Origin of the sequence: Nonomuraea jiangxiensis, assembly GCF_900099965.1 — a bacterium.
In the GTDB taxonomy this organism is placed as follows: domain Bacteria; phylum Actinomycetota; class Actinomycetes; order Streptosporangiales; family Streptosporangiaceae; genus Nonomuraea; species Nonomuraea jiangxiensis.
Map to the genome: position 1 here is coordinate 236,931 of NZ_FNDJ01000006.1, position 16,765 is coordinate 253,695.

13 protein-coding genes are annotated in these 16,765 nt (G+C 70.4%); 7 read left to right on the forward strand and 6 right to left on the reverse strand.

Translation table 11 applies throughout. The features are described 5' to 3' along the window. Positions 1-20: 20 nt before the first annotated feature. On the reverse strand, positions 21-1,631 hold the full coding sequence (locus tag BLS95_RS15520) for an ABC transporter substrate-binding protein (protein WP_090931677.1): 1,611 nt from the start codon (positions 1,629-1,631) through the stop codon (positions 21-23). 268 nt (positions 1,632-1,899) lie between these two features. Here BLS95_RS15520 and BLS95_RS15525 point away from each other — a divergent pair, with 268 nt between their 5' ends. From BLS95_RS15525 to BLS95_RS15550, 6 genes are all read left to right on the forward strand, one after another. Beyond that, a complete protein-coding gene (locus tag BLS95_RS15525) occupies positions 1,900-4,044 on the forward strand; it encodes an amidase family protein (protein ID WP_090931678.1) in 2,145 nt (714 codons plus the stop codon). Positions 4,045-4,084: 40 nt separating this feature from the next. After that, positions 4,085-5,137 carry a zinc-binding dehydrogenase gene (locus BLS95_RS15530; protein ID WP_090931679.1) on the forward strand — a complete coding sequence of 351 codons (1,053 nt, stop codon included), beginning with the start codon at positions 4,085-4,087 and terminating at the stop codon, positions 5,135-5,137. Between the two features lie 149 nt (positions 5,138-5,286). Beyond that, complete coding sequence (locus BLS95_RS15535) at positions 5,287-5,757, forward strand: formate dehydrogenase subunit gamma (RefSeq protein WP_090931680.1); 471 nt, start codon at positions 5,287-5,289, stop codon at positions 5,755-5,757. Next, entirely contained in the window at positions 5,754-7,301 is a 1,548-nt protein-coding gene (locus BLS95_RS15540) for a formate dehydrogenase beta subunit (RefSeq protein WP_090931681.1), read from the forward strand. The genes BLS95_RS15535 and BLS95_RS15540 overlap by 4 nt, the downstream gene beginning before the upstream one ends. Beyond that, entirely contained in the window at positions 7,298-10,084 is a 2,787-nt protein-coding gene (gene fdhF, locus BLS95_RS15545) for a formate dehydrogenase subunit alpha (protein ID WP_090931682.1), read from the forward strand. The genes BLS95_RS15540 and fdhF overlap by 4 nt, the downstream gene beginning before the upstream one ends. Positions 10,085-10,089: 5 nt before the next feature. After that, entirely contained in the window at positions 10,090-10,323 is a 234-nt protein-coding gene (locus BLS95_RS15550; protein WP_218135779.1) for a formate dehydrogenase subunit delta, read from the forward strand. A 26-nt stretch (positions 10,324-10,349) separates the two neighbouring features. Here BLS95_RS15550 and BLS95_RS15555 read toward each other — a convergent pair whose 3' ends face one another. Then, positions 10,350-10,757 (reverse strand): MerR family transcriptional regulator, encoded by a 408-nt coding sequence (locus tag BLS95_RS15555; RefSeq protein ID WP_218135780.1) that lies wholly within the window; start codon positions 10,755-10,757, stop codon positions 10,350-10,352. Between the two features lie 27 nt (positions 10,758-10,784). On the opposite strand from BLS95_RS15555, the gene BLS95_RS15560 reads away from it, so the two are divergent. Next, a complete protein-coding gene (locus tag BLS95_RS15560; RefSeq protein WP_090931684.1) occupies positions 10,785-11,540 on the forward strand; it encodes an MBL fold metallo-hydrolase in 756 nt (251 codons plus the stop codon). Here the strand turns inward: BLS95_RS15560 and BLS95_RS15565 are convergent. From BLS95_RS15565 to BLS95_RS15580, 4 genes are all read right to left on the reverse strand, one after another. Beyond that, positions 11,529-11,915: a luciferase domain-containing protein gene (locus tag BLS95_RS15565; RefSeq protein ID WP_218135781.1), complete on the reverse strand. Its 387-nt coding sequence runs from the start codon at positions 11,913-11,915 to the stop codon at positions 11,529-11,531. The two genes, BLS95_RS15560 and BLS95_RS15565, sit on opposite strands and share 12 nt — an antisense overlap. Before the next feature lie 108 nt (positions 11,916-12,023). Beyond that, entirely contained in the window at positions 12,024-13,544 is a 1,521-nt protein-coding gene (gene qcrB, locus BLS95_RS15570; RefSeq protein ID WP_090931686.1) for a cytochrome bc1 complex cytochrome b subunit, read from the reverse strand. A gap of 101 nt (positions 13,545-13,645) precedes the next feature. Further along, positions 13,646-15,364, reverse strand: a complete 1,719-nt coding sequence (locus BLS95_RS15575) for an HAD-IIB family hydrolase (RefSeq protein WP_090931687.1) — start codon at positions 15,362-15,364, stop codon at positions 13,646-13,648. 88 nt (positions 15,365-15,452) lie between these two features. Next, on the reverse strand, positions 15,453-16,745 hold the full coding sequence (locus BLS95_RS15580; RefSeq protein ID WP_143043713.1) for a metallopeptidase domain-containing protein: 1,293 nt from the start codon (positions 16,743-16,745) through the stop codon (positions 15,453-15,455). Between the last annotated feature and the right edge of the window lie 20 nt (positions 16,746-16,765).

Here is a 16,765-nt window from a genome sequence, read left to right on the forward strand (position 1 = left end):
GTGCGATCGGCTAGCCCGGATCAGAGCGAGACGTCTTCCAGGTGGTAGGAGCCGGTGGGCAGCACCTTGAAGCCCTGCACCTTGGAGCTCTGGGAGTACGGGAACGGCGTGTAGAAGAGGAAGGCGAGGAAGGCCGAGTCGGCGGCCTGCTTCTGGATCTCGGTGTAGAGCGCCTGCCGCTTGGTCTTGTCGAACTCCTTCTGGGCTTCGTGGACCAGCTTGATCAGGTCCTTGTTGTCGTAGCCGGTGTTGAAGGAGTGGCCGCCGGAGGTCGGGTCGAGCGCGTACTGCACCAGCTCGTCGGGGTCGGCGAGGTCCATCGTCCAGTAGGAGTGGGCGATCTCGTACTGCAGCTTGGTGGTCATGTCGTGCTGCGCGCTCGCGTCGACGTTCTGGATGTTCATGGTGATGCCGAGCTCCTTCAGCGACGCCTGGAGCACCTGGGCGATGGCCGAGTCGACCGAGTCTCCGGACATCGCGAGGAAGGTCGTCTTGAACCCGTCGGGCACGCTGGACAACTTCATCTCCGCGCGGGCCTTGTCCATGTCGTACTGCAGGCCCGGGGTGTCCTTGTCGTAGTAGGGGGTCGAGGGCATCATGAACGAGTTCGCCACGGCGCCGTTGCCGAACAGGATGTTCTTGACCAGCGCCTGGCGGTCGATCGCGTACGAGATGGCCCGGCGCACGTGCACGTCCGAGTACGGCGCCTTGGTCTGGTTCATCAGGATGTAGTCGGTCCTGGTGGACGGGAAGAGGTCGACCTTGACGTTGGGGGTGTTCTTCAGCTGCGCGAGGCTGGAGAACGGCGGGTTCTCGTTGATGTGGGCCTGGCCGCCCTGCAGCTGGATCGCGCGGGCGTTGTCGTCGGGGACGACCTTCCAGGTGACCGTGTCGAGCGCGGGCTTGCCGGGCTGCCAGTACGACGGGTTCTTCTTCAGCTGGATGGAGTCGCCCTTCTTCCAGGTGCCCCACATGAAGGCCCCGGTGCCGATGGGGGCGGCGTAGAACTCCTTGGCCGACTTCCCTGCGTAGTCCTTGGGGATGATGCCGTTGTTCGGGCAGCTCAGGTCGGCGAGCAGCGGCGCCCACGGATATTTGGTGGTCACCACGACGGTGAGGTCGTCGGGGGTGGTGACCTCCTTGATCGCCGAGTTGATGAACTCCCAGCCGCCCTTGGTCTTGGTCGACTCGTCGATCGAGAACTTCACGTCGGCCGAGGTCAGTGGCTGGCCGTTGTGGAACTTGATGCCCTTCCTCAGCTTCAGGGTGCACGAGAGGTTGTCGTCGGACATCTCGTAGCTCTCGGCCAGCCACGGCTTGACGCCCTGGCCGTCGTCGGTCATCGCCACCAGGCACTCGAACATCTGCTGGTAGACCCAGATCGAGGCGTTGCTGAACACCATGGTCTTGTCCATGTCCACCGAGTCGTTCGCGCGGACGATGACCAGATCGCCTCCCTTGGAGCCACCCGCCGCGCTCTGCGGCGTGGTGGAGCCGCAGGCGGCCAGCAGCGGCGAGGCGGTGAAGGCTCCGACGCCGAGGGCGCTCAGCTGCAGCAGCCGGCGCCGGCTGATCACGGGGACGCGGAGGCCGGCGGGCAACTCCGAGGCCGAGGGGTTGAGGTCAGACATGACTATCCTTCATGGGTTTCGCGGGGGGCTCCAGCGGGCGCGGTATGGCAGAGCGGCCCCGGAGAGACCCGGGGGGATCCGATAGGAGTCGCTGACCGGTCGGGCCCGCAGCGAATCTACGTTTCGCAAGGGATAAGCATGAAGCGGCTGTCATACGTAAGGTCGCCGTCCCGAACTCATCAGCAGATGCAGACTAGAGCATTCAAATCGGTTCAGGTAGTGTCCGACGGCAAAGGACCCAAGAACTACCAAATCAGGCGGACCTCTGATGCAACTGACGATCATCGGTGCCGGCGCGATCGGCGGCACGATCGGCGCGCACATGATCCGCGCCGGCCACGACGTGCTGCTCTGCGACGCCGACGCGGCGCACGTCGAGGCGATCAACCGGGATGGGCTGTCCATCGAGGGACCGGTCGGAAGTTTCACGGTGGCGGCGCGGGCCGTCACGCCCGACGAGTTGCCCGACCGCCTGCGCCACGTTGCGATCGCCGTCAAGAGCCACCACACCGTCTCGGCCGCCGAGCTCGTACGCGACCGCCTCGACCCGGACGGCTACCTGGTCAGCTTCCAGAACGGCCTGACCGCCGACGCGCTCACGGCCGTGGTCGGCCCTGACCGGCTGCTGGTGAGCTTCGTGAACTTCGGCGCCGACGTGCTGGGCCCCGGCCGGATCATGCAGGGCAACATCGGCACGTTCCGGGTCGGCGAGCCGACCGGCGGGGAGATCACTCCCCGGGTGCGCGAGCTCGTCGAGGCCCTCCCGTACGCCGAGGCCACCGGCAACATCATGGGCTTCCTGTGGGGCAAGGAGGCGTACGGCGCGATGCTCTACGCCGGCGCCGTCTCCGATCTGTCCATCGCCGACTCCCTCGAAGCGCCCGAGTGGCGGCCGCTGATGCTCGCCATCGCGCGGGAGGTGCTCGCGCAGTCGCCGGTCAAGCCCGAGGGGTTCGACGGCTTCGAGCCGGACGACCTGGAAGGCTCGCTGGCCCGGCTGGTCGCCTTCAACCGCGGCAGCGCCAAGTCGCACAGCGGCATCTACCGCGACCTGATGGTCCGCAAGCGCAAGACCGAGGTCGACGACCTGCTGCACGACCTGGCGGGCCCGCTGACGACCTACACCGGCGAGATCATCAAGGCGATCGAGCGCGGGGAGCGCACCTGCGAGGTGGCCAACCTCGAACTGCTGGCCGCGTACGAGCGGGCCGAGCGGCTCGGCCGCCCGCTGAACGCCGTGGTCGAGCTCTTCCACGCGCCGCTTCGCACCCCGGGCGGCCCGCTGCACGGCGTGCAGGTCGGGGTCAAGGACATCATCGACATCGCCGGGCACCCGCGCGGCAACGGCAACCCGCATGCCATGCGCGCCGAGCCGGCCACCGCCGACGCCCCGGTCGTCACGGCGCTGCGCGCGGCCGGCGCGGACGTCTTCGCGGCCACCTCCCTGCTGGAGTACGCGGCGGGCGCGAACCACCCGGACGTGCCCGAGGCGATGAACCCCTTCAACCCCGCGCGGACCACCGGCGGCTCCAGCGGCGGGTCGGCCGCGCTCGTCGGGGCGGGCGTCTGCGCGGTGGCGCTGGGCACCGACACCGGCGGCTCCATCCGCATCCCGGCCCACTACTGCGCGACGGTCGGGTTCAAGCCGAGCCACGGCGCGCTGCCGCTCGACGGCGTCGAGCCGCTCGCGCCCACCCTCGACCACGTCGGACTGCTCGCCCGCGACGTCGCGACCACGACCACGGTCTTCGCCGCGCTGACCGGCGGCGAGCCCGCCCCGCGGGACGCCGGCGCGCTGCGCGTCGGCGTGGTGCCCGGCCAGCTCGACCGGCCCGAGATGGAGCCGGACGTGACCGCCGCGATCCGGGCGTCGATCGACGCCCTCCAGGCCGCCGGCTGCTCGATCGTCGAGGTGGACGGCTCGCCCTTCGACGCGCTCGACAAGACCTTCTCCGCGATCCTGCTGTTCGAGGCCTGGCGGGCGCACGGCACCCGGGCGAGCACCGATCCCGGCCACTACGGCCCCGAGACGCTGCGGCTGCTGCGCTCGGGCGCGGAGGTGAGCGAGGACGACTACCGCGCCGCGCTGGCCGAGCGGGAGCGGCTGCTGCCCGCCGTCGCCGAGGTCTACGCCGGCATCGACGTGCTGCTGACCCCGGCCGCGCCCTTCGTCGCGCCGGTCACGACGCCGCCGGTCGACACTCCCGAGGGCGCCGCCGAGGGCCTGTTCACCGCGGTCCACAATCTCACCGGCGCCCCGGCGCTGGTGCTGCCCTGCGGCTGGAGCGCCGACGGCCTGCCCATCGGGCTCCAGCTGTCGTCGCCGCGGGGCACCGACCTGCGGCTGCTGGCCATGGCCGGGTATGTGGAGTCGGCGCTGGCCGTCGAGTCCCGCACTCCCGCCGTCCACTGACCGAACCCCACCGTCCGCCCAGAACGAAGGCGATACCCCCATGCGCGCCACCCTGTACCTGTCCGCCGGCAACGTGGTCGTCGACGACGTGCCCGACGCCTCGATCTCGGAGCCGACCGACGCCGTGGTGCGCGTCGTACGCGCCGCCGTCTGCGGTTCGGACCTGTGGTCCTACCGCGGGATCATCAACCGCGCGGAGCGGTCCCGGCTGGGCCACGAGTTCATCGGGATCGTGGCGGAGGTGGGCGACGAGGTCCGCACCGTACGGCCGGGCGATCTGGTCGTCGCGCCCTTCCAGTGGTCGGACAACACCTGCCCGGCCTGCCTGGACGGCATCCAGACGTCGTGCGAGCGCGGCGGCACCTTCGGCGCGGCGGGCACCGACGGCGGCCAGGGCGAGGCCGTACGGGTGCCGTACGCCGACGGGACCCTCGTGGCCGTGCCCGGCGGCATGGACGGCACCGGCGAGTCGCTCTACCCCGCCCTGCTGGCGGCCTCCGACGTGATGGGCACCGGCCTGCACGGAGCCGTGCTGGCCGGCGTCACCGAGGGCTCGACGGTGGCCGTCATCGGTGACGGGGCCGTCGGTTTGTGCGCGGTGCTGGGCGCGAGGAGCATACTCGGGGCCGAGCGGGTCATCCTGATGAGCCGGCACGCCGATCGCACGGCGGTCGGCAAGCTCTTCGGGGCGACGGACGTCATCGCCGAGCGCGGTGACGAGGGCATCGCGGCCGTTCGCGAGCTGACCGGCGGTCTCGGCGTGCGGCACGTGGTCGAGGCGGTCGGCACTCCCGAGTCGTGGTCGATGGCCGTCGGCATGGCCCGCGAGGGCGGCTCGATCGGTGCCGTCGGCGTGCCGCACACCGCGCCCACGCTGCCGCTGTTCCCGCCGCTCATCCACCACCTCAGCCTGAACCTGGGCATCGCCCCCGTGCGCCGGTATCTTCCCGACCTGATCTCCTGCATCACGGCCGGCACCCTCGACCCGGGACCGGTCTTCGACACCGTCCTCCCGCTGGAGGACGTGGCCCGGGGTTACGCGGCGATGGCCGCCCGCGAGTCCATCAAGGCCATGCTCACGATGCAGCCGTAGCGTAACGGTATGGTGTATACCGAAGTGCCTCACCCGGCCTGACCAGCGTCGATAGTCGCCGGCTCTCAACCGATCGAAGAGAACGATTGGACGCTCGCGCCCACGATGAGTGATCGTGCAAGTGCGAGCCCCCGATCGAAAGGCTGGTCATGTCGTCGCCAGCACAGTCTCTTGAAGATCGAGTACGCTCGGTCGTCGCTCGGCACCGCGACGACCGAGGTGCTCTGCTCCCGATCCTGCACGATCTCATGGAGGATCTGGGCCATGTCGATCCCGCGGCGATCCCGATCCTGGCCGACGAGCTGAACCTGTCGAAGGCCGACGTGCACGGCGTCGTCACCTTCTACCACGACTTCCGCCAGAGCGCGCCGGGCCGTACGACGGTCCGGATCTGCCGGGCGGAGGCGTGCCAGTCGGTGGGCGCGGCCGGGCTGGTCGAGCAGGCGAAGAACCGGCTCGGCGTCGGCCTCGGGGAGACCACGCCGGACGGATCGGTCACCCTGGAGCAGGTCTTCTGCCTCGGCAACTGCGCGATCGGCCCGTCCGTCCAGGTCGGCGACCGGCTGTACGGCAGGGTCGGGCCGCAGGAGCTCGACCGTCTTCTGGAGGTCACCGCGTGACCGAGGTGACCGTCTACGTCCCGCGCGACTCCGCGGCCCGTTCGGTGGGGGCCGACCAGGTCGCCGAGCGGATCGCTGCGGCGGCCGGCCCCAGGGCCCGCGTCGTGCGCAACGGCTCCCGCGGCCTGCTGTGGCTCGAACCGCTGGTCGAGGTGGAGACGCCGGCCGGCCGGGTGGCGTACGGGCCGGTGACCCCGGACGACGTCGAGGACCTGCTCGACGCGGGACTGCTCGATGGCGCCGGGCACCGCCTGTGCCTCGGCCCGACCGAGGAGATCGCCTGGCTGCGCGACCAGACGCGGGTGACCTTCGCCCGGGTCGGCGTGATCGACCCGCTCTCCCCCGACGACTACACCGCCCACGGCGGGCTCGCCGGGCTGAGGCGCGCCCTGTCCCTCGCCCCCGAGCAGGTCGTGGCCGAGGTCACCGACTCCGGGCTGCGCGGGCGCGGCGGCGCGGGCTTCCCCGCGGGCATCAAGTGGAAGACCGTGCTCGGCGCCGAGTCGGACCTGAAGTTCGTCTGCTGCAACGCCGACGAGGGCGACAGCGGCACCTTCGCCGACCGGATGCTGATGGAGGGCGACCCGTTCACCCTCATCGAGGGGATGGCGATCGCCGCCTGGGCGACCGGCGCGAGCGAGGGCTACATCTACATCCGCTCCGAGTATCCGGACGCCGTGGCCACGATGCGCGCGGCGATCGACGCCGCCTATGCGCGGGGCTGGCTCGGCAAGCGGGTCCTCGACCAGGACTTCACCTTCGACCTGTTCGTCCGGGTCGGCGGCGGGGCCTACATCTGCGGCGAGGAGACCTCCATGCTGGAGAGCCTGGAGGGCAAGCGCGGCACGGTGCGCGCCAAGCCGCCGATCCCGGCTCTGGAGGGCCTGTTCGGCAGGCCCACCGTGGTGAACAACGTACTCACCCTGGGCTCGGTGCCGATGATCATGGCCGACGGCGCGGAGGCGTTCGCCGGGCTCGGGGTGGGCCGCTCGCGCGGCACCCAGGTCTTCCAGCTGGGCGGCAACATCGCCCGCGGCGGCATCGTGGAGACCGCCTTCGGCATCACCCTCGGCGAGCTGGTCGAGGGCTACGGCGGCGGCACCCGCTCGGGCCGGCCGGTACGGGCCGTCCAGGTCGGCGGGCCGCTCGGCGCCTACCTGCCGACGTCCCGGTTCGACCTGCCGATGGACTACGAGGCGTTCGCCGCGGCGGGCGCGATGGTGGGCCACGGCGGCGTGGTGGTGTTCGACGACACCGTGGACATGGCGGGGCAGGCCAGGTTCGCCATGGAGTTCTGCGCCGCCGAGTCGTGCGGCAAGTGCACCCCGTGCCGGATCGGCGCGGTACGCGGCGTCGAGGTCATCGACCGTATCGTCGCGGGCGAGAACCGGAGCGCCAACCTGAAGGTGCTCAACGATCTGTGTCACCTGATGACAGAGGGTTCCCTCTGCGCGATGGGCGGCCTGACACCGATGCCGGTGCGGAGCGCCCTCACCCACTTCCCCGGCGACTTCGGAGCGACCTCGGAGGAGGAACGGCGATGACCCTGATCAAGGAGCAGGACTACGGCACTCCGGCGCGCTCGGGCGAGGCCACCGTGTCCGTGGAGATCGACGGCAAGACGGTGCTGGTTCCGGAGGGGACCTCGGTGATGCGGGCCGCCGCCGAGTGCGGCATCGACATCCCGAAGCTGTGCGCCACCGACAACCTCGAACCCTTCGGCTCGTGCCGCCTCTGCCTGGTGGACATCGACGGCCGCAAGGGCTCCCCGGCGTCGTGCACCACCCCGGTGGCCGACGGGATGAAGGTACGCACCCAGACGCCCGAGCTGGCCGAGCTGCGCCGCGGCGTCATGGAGCTGTACATCTCCGACCACCCGCTGGACTGCCTGACCTGTCCGGCCAACGGCGGCTGCGAGCTGCAGGACATGGCGGGCGTGGTCGGCCTGCGGGAGGTCCGCTACGGCTTCGACGGCGAGAACCACCTCGACCTGCCGACCGACAGCACCAACCCCTACTTCGACTTCGACGCCAGCAAGTGCATCGCCTGCTCGCGCTGCGTGCGCGCCTGCGGTGAGGTGCAGGGCACCTTCGCCCTGACCATCGAGGGCCGCGGGTTCGACTCGAAGGTGGCCGCCGGTGCCGGTGGCACGTTCATGGAGTCCGAGTGCGTCTCCTGTGGCGCCTGCGTACAGGCCTGCCCGACGTCCACGCTGCAGGAGCGGTCCGTGGTCCAGCTCGGCATGCCGACCCGCAGTGTCATCACCACCTGCGCCTACTGCGGCGTGGGCTGCTCGTTCAAGGCCGAGCTGCGTGGCGACGAGGTCGTCCGCATGGTGCCGTACAAGGACGGCAAGGCCAACGAGGGACACTCCTGCGTCAAGGGCCGCTTCGCCTTCGGCTACGCCTCGCACCCCGATCGGCAGCTCAAGCCGATGGTGCGCGAGCGGATCACCGACCCCTGGCGCGAGGTGGAGTGGGAGGAGGCCATCGGCTACGTCGGCAGCCGCATGCTGGACATCCAGGCCAGGCACGGCGCCGGCGCGATCGGCGGCATCAGCTCCTCCCGGTGCACCAACGAGGAGGTGTACGTCGTCCAGAAGATGGTGCGCGCCGCCTTCGGCAACAACAACGTCGACACCTGCGCCCGCGTCTGCCACTCCCCGACCGGCTACGGCCTCAAGCAGACCTACGGCACCTCGGCCGGCACCCAGGACTTCAAGTCCGTGGACAAGGCCGACGTCATCCTGATCATCGGGGCCAACCCGACCGACGCCCACCCGGTGTTCGGCTCGCGGATCAAGCGCCGGCTGCGCCAGGGCGCCAAGCTCATCGTCGCCGACCCGCGCAAGATCGACCTCGTACGCTCCCCGCACATCCAGGCCGAGCACCACCTGCCGGTACGGCCCGGCACCAACGTGGCGCTGATCAACGCGATGAGCCACGTGGTGGTGACCGAGGGCCTGGTGGACCGGGAGTTCGTCGAGGAGCGCTGCGAGGACTTCGCCGAGTGGGAGCGGTTCATCTCCGCCCCCGAGCACAGCCCCGAGGCGGTCGAGTCGATCACCGGCATCCCCGCGGCCGAGCTGCGCGCCGCCACCCGTCTGTACGCGAGCGCGCGCAACGCCACCATCATGTACGGCCTCGGCGTCACCGAGCACAGCCAGGGCTCGACCATGGTGATGGGCATGGCCAACCTGGCCATGGCCACCGGCAACATCGGCCGCGAGGGCGTTGGGGTGAACCCGCTGCGCGGGCAGAACAACGTGCAGGGTTCGTGCGACATGGGCTCCTTCCCGCACGAGCTGCCCGGCTACCGGCACGTCTCCGACGAGGTCGTACGCGGCACGTTCGAGACGCTGTGGGGCCGGGTGCTGGACCCCGAGCCGGGCCTGCGCATCCCCAACATGTTCGACGCCGCGATCGACGGCACGTTCCGGGGCCTGTTCGTGCAAGGTGAGGACATCGTCCAGTCGGACCCGAACACCCAGCACGTCACCGCCGCCCTGTCGTCGATGGAGCTGGTGGTCGTGCAGGACCTGTTCCTCAACGAGACCTCGAAGTACGCGCACGTCTTCCTGCCGGGCACCTCGTTCCTGGAGAAGAACGGCACGTTCACCAACGCCGAGCGCCGGATCAACCGGGTCCGCCCGGTGATGGCGCCGCGGACCGGCAAGCACGAGTGGGAGATCGTCTGCGAGATCGCGCAGGCGATGGGCTACCCGATGAAGTACGACGACTCCGCGCAGATCATGGACGAGATCGCGTTCACCACGCCGACCTTCTCCGGGGTGTCGTTCGCCAAGCTCGACCAGGTCGGCAGCGTCCAGTGGCCGTGCAACGACGCGGCGCCCGAGGGCACCCCGATCATGCACATCGACGGGTTCGTACGCGGCAGGGGCCGGTTCGTGCAGACCGACTACGTCCCGACCCAGGAACGCAGCACCCGCAAGTTCCCGCTGATCCTGACGACCGGACGCATCCTGTCGCAGTACAACGTGGGCGCCCAGACCCGGCGTACCGGGAACAGCGCCTGGCATCCGGAGGACATGCTGGAGATGCACCCGCACGACGCCGAGGTGCGCGGCATCCGCGACGGTGACACCGTGGCGCTGGCCAGCCGGGTCGGCGAGACCACCCTGCGGGTGAAGATCGCCGAGCGCATGCCGGTCGGGGTGGTCTACACGACCTTCCACCACCCGGTGACCGGCGCCAACGTGGTGACCACGGAGAACTCCGACTGGGCGACCAACTGCCCCGAGTACAAGGTGACCGCGGTCCAGGTGTCCCTGAAGCACCCGACCCCGGCCGCCGCCGTGGTGAGGTGATCAACGTGACCGCTACCCACACGCCCCCGCACATCCGCATGTCGAACGAGATCGCGGTGCAGTTCCGCAACCGGGACCCGGCCTGGGCGGCCGAGCAGATCGCCGCCCACATCCACTCCTTCTGGGACCCCCGGATGCGGGCCAGGCTGCTCGCCGACGTGACCGCCGACGACGACCGCCTGGACCCGCTCATCGTGGCCGCCGCCGCCCTGCTGCCCCCGGCCAGGGCGAACGGCTGACCTGGGTCAGGCCGGCCGGGGAGGGCTCAGCGCTCCCCGGCCGAGGGGATGCGGGCGGTGATCTGCTCGCGGGCGTGCTCGCACTCGGCGAAGCTGTACGGGCAGTCGAGGGCGTGCTCGATCAGCTCCTTGGCCGCCCGCGCCCGCGAGATGCGCCGTTCCAGCTCCTCCACGTGGTGGCGCAGCACATCACGGTGCTCCATGGGACTGGGAGCGGAGAGCAGCACGCTCAACTCCCGCAGCGTGAAGCCCGCCTCCTTGCCCATCAGGATCAGCGCCACCCGCTCCAGATCGGCCTGCCCGTACGCGCGCTGACCGCCCGCCCGCCGGCCGGGATCCAGCAGGCCCATGCTCTCCCAGTGGCGCAGCACGTGTGTGGCCAGGCCGAACCGCTCGGCCAGCTCGCCGATGGCCATCCCGTCGCTTGACTTCATGTGTACATTAACCGGCACGGTAACGGCATGATCAAGCCAACCATCGCGATCACGCGCGTGGTCAACTCCTGCGTCCTGCTGGAACTGGACGGCCATGCCGTCCTCACCGACCCCTGGTTCACCGAACGGTGGTGGCTGCGCCGAGGAGAGCCGCTGGGCCTGCGCATCGCCGACCTGCCCCCGCTCGGCGCCATCGTCGTCACCAACCTGGCCACCAACCACTGGGACCTGCGCGGGCTGCGCCACCTGCCGGCCAAGGAATCCACCCCGCTCTACGTGCCCACGCGAGGCATGGCCCGCCGGGCCCGCGCCGTGGGCTTCCACCAGGCGCAGTGCCTGACGTGGGGGCAGACCCGCGACCTGGCGCCCGGCCTGTCCTTGCGGGTCGTGCCGTCCGGGCGCACCCTGCTGTGGCCCAACAACGCCTACGTCTTCACGACGGCGAGCGGGCGTGTCTTCTTCGGAGGGGAGATGGGCGAGGTCGAGCCGCTGGAGCGGTACCGGGCCGGCCACCCGGAGGTGGATCTGGCCCTGCTGCCCGTGAACGGGCTGCGCCCGGTGTTCGGCCCCCGCCTGGTGATGGGGCCGAGCCAGGCCGTCGCGGGCTCGTCCGCGCTCGGGGCCAAGGTGCTGATCCCGGTGCACGACGCCCACGGGCACGACCCGCTCTCCCGGCTGTTCCGCACCTCCGGCACCGCCTCGGACGCCGCGGCACTGGCCGGCCCGGACCTGCGGGTCATGGATCTGCCGACGGGTGAACGCCGGCAGCTCTCACCCTCGTGAGGTCATCCCGTCCGTGACGGTCTCCTCTGCCGGGGGTTCGGCATTGGCCTTGATCGCCACACTGACCAGGGCCAGGAGGGCGTGGAGATCCATGGAGTCCTCAAGGCTGATGACCACCCAGCCCGGCTCGGTGGCGAGGCCCAGGTGGACGGACTTGGCCAGCACGTCCATCAGCCGGTCGAGCACCGGCCGGGTCAGGTGCAGGTGAGCGGTGCCACGGCCGTTGAACCGGACGATCTCCCGGTCCTCGGCGGTGAACACGACACCGTTGTCGTGGTGGGCCGGGGCGAGCGCCGGCCAGGAACGCAGGGAATCGATCGCTTGGGCAGCGTACGGGAATGCGGGCTCCCGCACGGCGGGATGACGCCGCGTCACACGTCCCATGCTCGCTGTCAGGAACCATGTTGCGCTACCTACTGTTTCCCAACCGTTATCCCGCCGTTCCAGAAGTCGATCTCCACGGGGTGTCCACCATGCTAGAGGTCAGCGGTCCCAGGAGCGCTGCAGCGCGTCACGGACCCGGCGTTCGACCGGCGGCGGGACGTCACCGGCCGGCCGTGGCAGCGACGGTGACGCGGAGGAGGCGGGCGGCACCAGGACGGCCGTCTCCTCGTCCGTCACCGGCCGCTCGATCTCGGTGAAGCCGCCCTCGTACCCGCGTACGATCACCCCGGTCTCGACGCCGTGGGCGACGGTGTGCCGGTCCCGGGCCGCCAGTCCCATGCAGATCCGCCGGGTGACGACGAACCCCAGCACCGGCCCGGCGACGATCAGGACACGGAATATCCAGGTCGTCGCGTTCAGCGAGATGTGGAAGTTCGAGGCGATCACGTCGTTGCCGCCCGCCAGCCACAGCACCCCGTAGTACGCGGTCCCCGCGACCCCGAGCGCCGTCCGGGTCGGCACGTCGCGCGGCCGGTCCAGCAGGTGGTGCACGGCCCGGTCACGGGTGACCCACCGCTCCACGAACGGGTAGACGGCCAGCCCGGCGAACAGCAGGCCCGGCGCCCCCAGCGCGGGGATCAGCACGCTCATCGCCACCGTGTGCCCGAAGGCCGTGAACTCCCACGGCGGCATGATCCGCAGCGCCCCCTCCAGGAACCCCATGTACCAGTCGGGCTGGGAGCCCGCGCTGACCGCGCTCGGCACGTACGGCCCGTACAGCCAGACGGGGTTGACCTGGAAGACGGTGGCCAGCAGCGCCGCCACCCCCGTCACCCACAGGAAGTACACCGTCGTCTTGGCCATGAACGCGGGGAAGAACGGCACCCCTGTCACCACCCGGTCGCTCAGCCCCTTGGCCCGGAACTGCGTGTGCGTCTGCCGCCACGTCAGCACCACCGCGTGCAGCGGGATCAGGAGGAGCAGCAGCGCGGGAATGAGCAGCACGTGCAGGCTGTAGAGCCGGGGGACGATGTCGCCGCCGGGGAACTCCCCGCCGAACAGGAACATCGCGAGATACGTGCCCACCAGCGGCACCGACACCGTGACCCCGTGCAGGATGCGCAGCCCGGCCCCGGACAGCAGGTCGTCGGGCAGCGAGTAGCCGAACAGCCCGTTGAGCATGACCAGCCCGAACAGCGCCACGCCGATCAGCCAGTTCAGCTCGCGCGGCTTGCGGAAGGCGCCGGTGAAGAAGTGGCGCAGCAGGTGCGCCGCGATGCCGGCCAGGAAGATCAGCGTGGCCCAGTGGTGCATCTGCCGGATCAGCAGGCCGCCGCGCACCTCGAAGCTGATCTCCAGCGTGGACGCGTACGCCTGGCTCATCGTGACACCGCGCAGCGGCACGTAGGCGCCGTTGTAGACGACCTCCTGCATGGACGGCTTGAAGAAGAACGTCAGGAAGACGCCGGTGACCAGGACGACCACGAAGGCGTACAGGGCGACCTCCCCCAGCAGGAAGGTCCAGTGATCGGGGAAGACCTTCCTCATGGCCTTCTTCAGGAAGCCCGCCCCGCCGAGCCGGTCGTCGAGTGCTCGCGCCAGTGAGTTCGCTCTCATCATCACCCCGCCCTTGCCGTGATTCGCCCGTCGCTACCAAGACGAAACAGGCCGGACAAATGTGATGATCGTCCGGGAAAATCCGTGAAAGGGCCTGACGGTGGTCAGTCGTGGTCGGGGTCGAAGTCGGTCGGCTCGGCGGGCAGGGTGTACCGCTCGGCGATGAGGTCGGCCACGCGCCGCCTGCCGTCCTCGGGGCCCTCGGGGTTCTCCTCCACCTCCCCGATGCGATCGGCCAGCTCCGCGTCGCCCAGGACGTCGCGGATCCAGGCCGAGTAGTCGCCCCGGCGCAGGTGGTGGGTCCAGGTGCCGTCGTCCACGCCTTCGGCCAGCTCGACGAAGGTGTGCAGGTTGCGGGCCCGTAGCCGCATCCGGTCGTCGGGGCCGGTGAAGTAGAAGCTCTTGTCCTTGGACATGGTGCCGGCCGCGTATTTGCGCCGGTGCCGCGTACGCTCGACGGTGGGCGGCGCCGGCGTGACCCGGTGGGCCGTGGCGGTCCCGGTCCGCCAGAGCGCCAGGTCACCCTCCGTGGGCTCCAGCCGGGGCGCGTCGTGCCCGGCCGCCCGGGCGAAGGCGGCCAGCGTGGCCTCCGGCTCCTTGCCGACGGCCAGCGTGTGGGTCATCAGGTGCAGCGCGGCCGGGCTGACCGCGTCGGGATGCACGGTGATCATCAGCAGCGAGCCGACGTCGCCCGCCTCGCGCAGCGGTACGGTACGCAACTCGGCGGGCATCAGGTGGTGCACCTCGTCCACGACCAGCCAGTGCGGGTGCCCGAGCGCGGCACGCAGGCTGGCCAGCCGGGGCAGCAGCTCGGCGAAATATCCCGGCCGGTCACGCAGTTGCAGGCCGATCAGGTTGACCACCACGCTCTGCCCGGGCTGGCGCAGCACGCGCAGCACCTCCTCGACCCCCGGCACCCGGTCCGGGTCGCCGAGCACGGTGACGTCGGGGAACTCGGCGTAGTCGCCCTCCGGATCGACGACCACGCATTGGTAACCGGTGCCGGCGAGCCGTTCCAGCAGTGCCGTGGTCACCGTCGACTTGCCGCTGCCCGACGGGCCCGCCACCATCAGCCCCACCCCGTACGGCGGCAGCCGTACCTCGTCGTCACCCCGATGGCCGAGCAGGACGGCGCGGCGCGGCACCTCGATGGCGTCCAGTTCGCCGGACATGAGCATCTCGGCCAGCTCCGACACGCCGGCCCCGTTCTCGCCCGCCAGCCGCAGGTCACTGGCCTCCCGCAGCGCGGGCAGCGCATTGGCGACGGCGGCTCCGCACTCGGCGGCGGTCAGGAACGCGTGGTCGTTCTCCGCGTCGCCGACCCCGACCACGCTGTGCGGGGACAGGTTCAGCCGGTCGAGGGCGGCGGCGAGGCCGGAGGCCTTGTTCACGCCCGCGGGCAGCACCATCACCGCGCCCTTGTTGTAGATCACCTGCAGTTCCAGGCCGAGCTCGCGAATCGCCTCCAGCACCTGCACGTCGTGCGGTTCCCTGGTGGCGATCAGCACCCGGCCGACGCCCAGCGGGCTGACACCTTCGCGGCGCAGCCGCTCCGCCAGCTCGGGCGGCGGCGGCTCCGCCAGCGGTTCGGTCTCGCGCCGGCCGGGGTCGTACAGCAGGCCTCCGTTCTCGGCCACGACCGCGTCGAACACCTCCACCTGGGGGAAGACGGCCATCAGGTCGTCCAGCTCGCGGCCGGTGACCAGCAGCAGCTTGATCCCCGCCCGGGACAGCCGCTCCAGCGCCTCGATCGTCTCGGGGGCGACAATGCCGCCCTTGGCCAGGGTCTCGTCGTAGTCGCACGCCAGTACGTGATATCGCATGCCCGCCCACTACCCCACCGGACGCGATCATCCGCCCGCCGGGTGCCGGGTACGCGACGGGGTCGCCGTCGCGTACCCGGTGCCGCGCCTACGCCTTGGTCACCCGGACCACGGCGCTCCCCGCGGACTCCTGCACGACCTCGATGGTCACGCCCGTCGCCGGGTCGCTGAACACCGGGGTCTCCCCCGTCCCGAGGCCGAGCGTCCCGATGTCGAGCTCGGTGCACGGCCCCTGCCGTCCCGAGTTCGGCTTCGCGTCGTGGACCTTGATCGAGCCGTCGCCGTTCGGGATGGAGGCGTCGACTCGATAGACGAGCACGCCGGGGTCACAGATCGTGGATTCGTCGTTGACCAGGCTCTGTCGCAGCTCCGCCACCCAGGCCGTGTAGGTGCCGGTGCGCACGACGACCATCTTCGGCGACTTCCCTGGTGGGCCGCCCACCTCGATCGGGGTCAGCTTGTGCTCGGTCACGCCGCCGCGGGTGACGCAACCGACCTGCGGCGGACGTAGCCAGCCCAGTTTCCACTTGTTCCAGGCCATCAGCTCCGGAGCCCGGCCGGAGATGTTGCCCATCATGTCCCAGCCGCCGACGTAGCTGTGCGTACCGCCGACTCCCGACGCGTTGTAGGACTCGGGCAGCGAGAGCGCGTGGCCGGTCTCGTGGTTGAGGATCTTGTATCCCCAGCTCCACATGTCCTGGCCGAAGGTCGCCCCGTTCTTCAGCACCGTGCCGTCCGCGACGATCGCCCGCGTGTAGTCGTTGAACTCCGGGGAGAAGGCGACGTTGCGCGCGTTCCTCGACGGCACGATGTAGAGCAGCTGGTATCCCGAGAAGTCGACCTCGGCGTCGGCCAGCTCCACCACCTCGCGGACGTACGCGAGCTGGTTCTCGACGGTGAAGGTGTTCCGCGCCATGCCGTACTCGATGTCCGGCTTGGGCAGGTGGAACCACTTCCGCACGGGCGTGATCCGCAGTTCGAACCGGCCGTACGACGAACGTTCGAACCAGTCGACGGCCGGCGTCAGGAAGTCGTGGTAGGCGTCGACGCCGTCGTACGGGGCCGTGTTGGTCTCGGCGGTCGCGTTCGGGAAGTCCACGAAGAGCATGATCGCGGGAACCTTGCCCGCCGGCTTGACGTGCAGATCCCAGTCGCTGTCGATCCCGCTGTGCAGGTTCGTGTCGAAACCCGCGCTGGTCCCGTCCGGCCACCCCTCGGGCGGCTTCCTGATCTCGCAGGCGCGGGCGGGCTCGGGTCCGCCCCGCGTCGCCGCCGCCGGGTCCGTGCCGGCCGCTGCCGCGGTGCCGGCCGGGGCTGCCGCGAGGACGACCGCCGCGATCGTGCCGAGCACGGCCGCCAGAGCTGTCGATGGTTTCCTCAAGATCCCTCCTTCCGATGAGC

What these genes read in the sequence shown, in the direction of transcription:
- BLS95_RS15575 (WP_090931687.1), bottom strand. Translation starts at nt 15,364, where the DNA reads ATGCGATATCACGTACTGGCGTGCGACTACGACGAGACCCTGGCCAAG.
- BLS95_RS15535 (WP_090931680.1), top strand. Translation starts at nt 5,287, where the DNA reads ATGTCGTCGCCAGCACAGTCTCTTGAAGATCGAGTACGCTCGGTCGTC.
- qcrB (WP_090931686.1), bottom strand. Translation starts at nt 13,544, where the DNA reads ATGATGAGAGCGAACTCACTGGCGCGAGCACTCGACGACCGGCTCGGC.
- BLS95_RS15520 (WP_090931677.1), bottom strand. Translation starts at nt 1,631, where the DNA reads ATGTCTGACCTCAACCCCTCGGCCTCGGAGTTGCCCGCCGGCCTCCGC.
- BLS95_RS15560 (WP_090931684.1), top strand. Translation starts at nt 10,785, where the DNA reads ATGATCAAGCCAACCATCGCGATCACGCGCGTGGTCAACTCCTGCGTC.
- BLS95_RS15525 (WP_090931678.1), top strand. Translation starts at nt 1,900, where the DNA reads ATGCAACTGACGATCATCGGTGCCGGCGCGATCGGCGGCACGATCGGC.
- fdhF (WP_090931682.1), top strand. Translation starts at nt 7,298, where the DNA reads ATGACCCTGATCAAGGAGCAGGACTACGGCACTCCGGCGCGCTCGGGC.
- BLS95_RS15530 (WP_090931679.1), top strand. Translation starts at nt 4,085, where the DNA reads ATGCGCGCCACCCTGTACCTGTCCGCCGGCAACGTGGTCGTCGACGAC.
- BLS95_RS15555 (WP_218135780.1), bottom strand. Translation starts at nt 10,757, where the DNA reads ATGAAGTCAAGCGACGGGATGGCCATCGGCGAGCTGGCCGAGCGGTTC.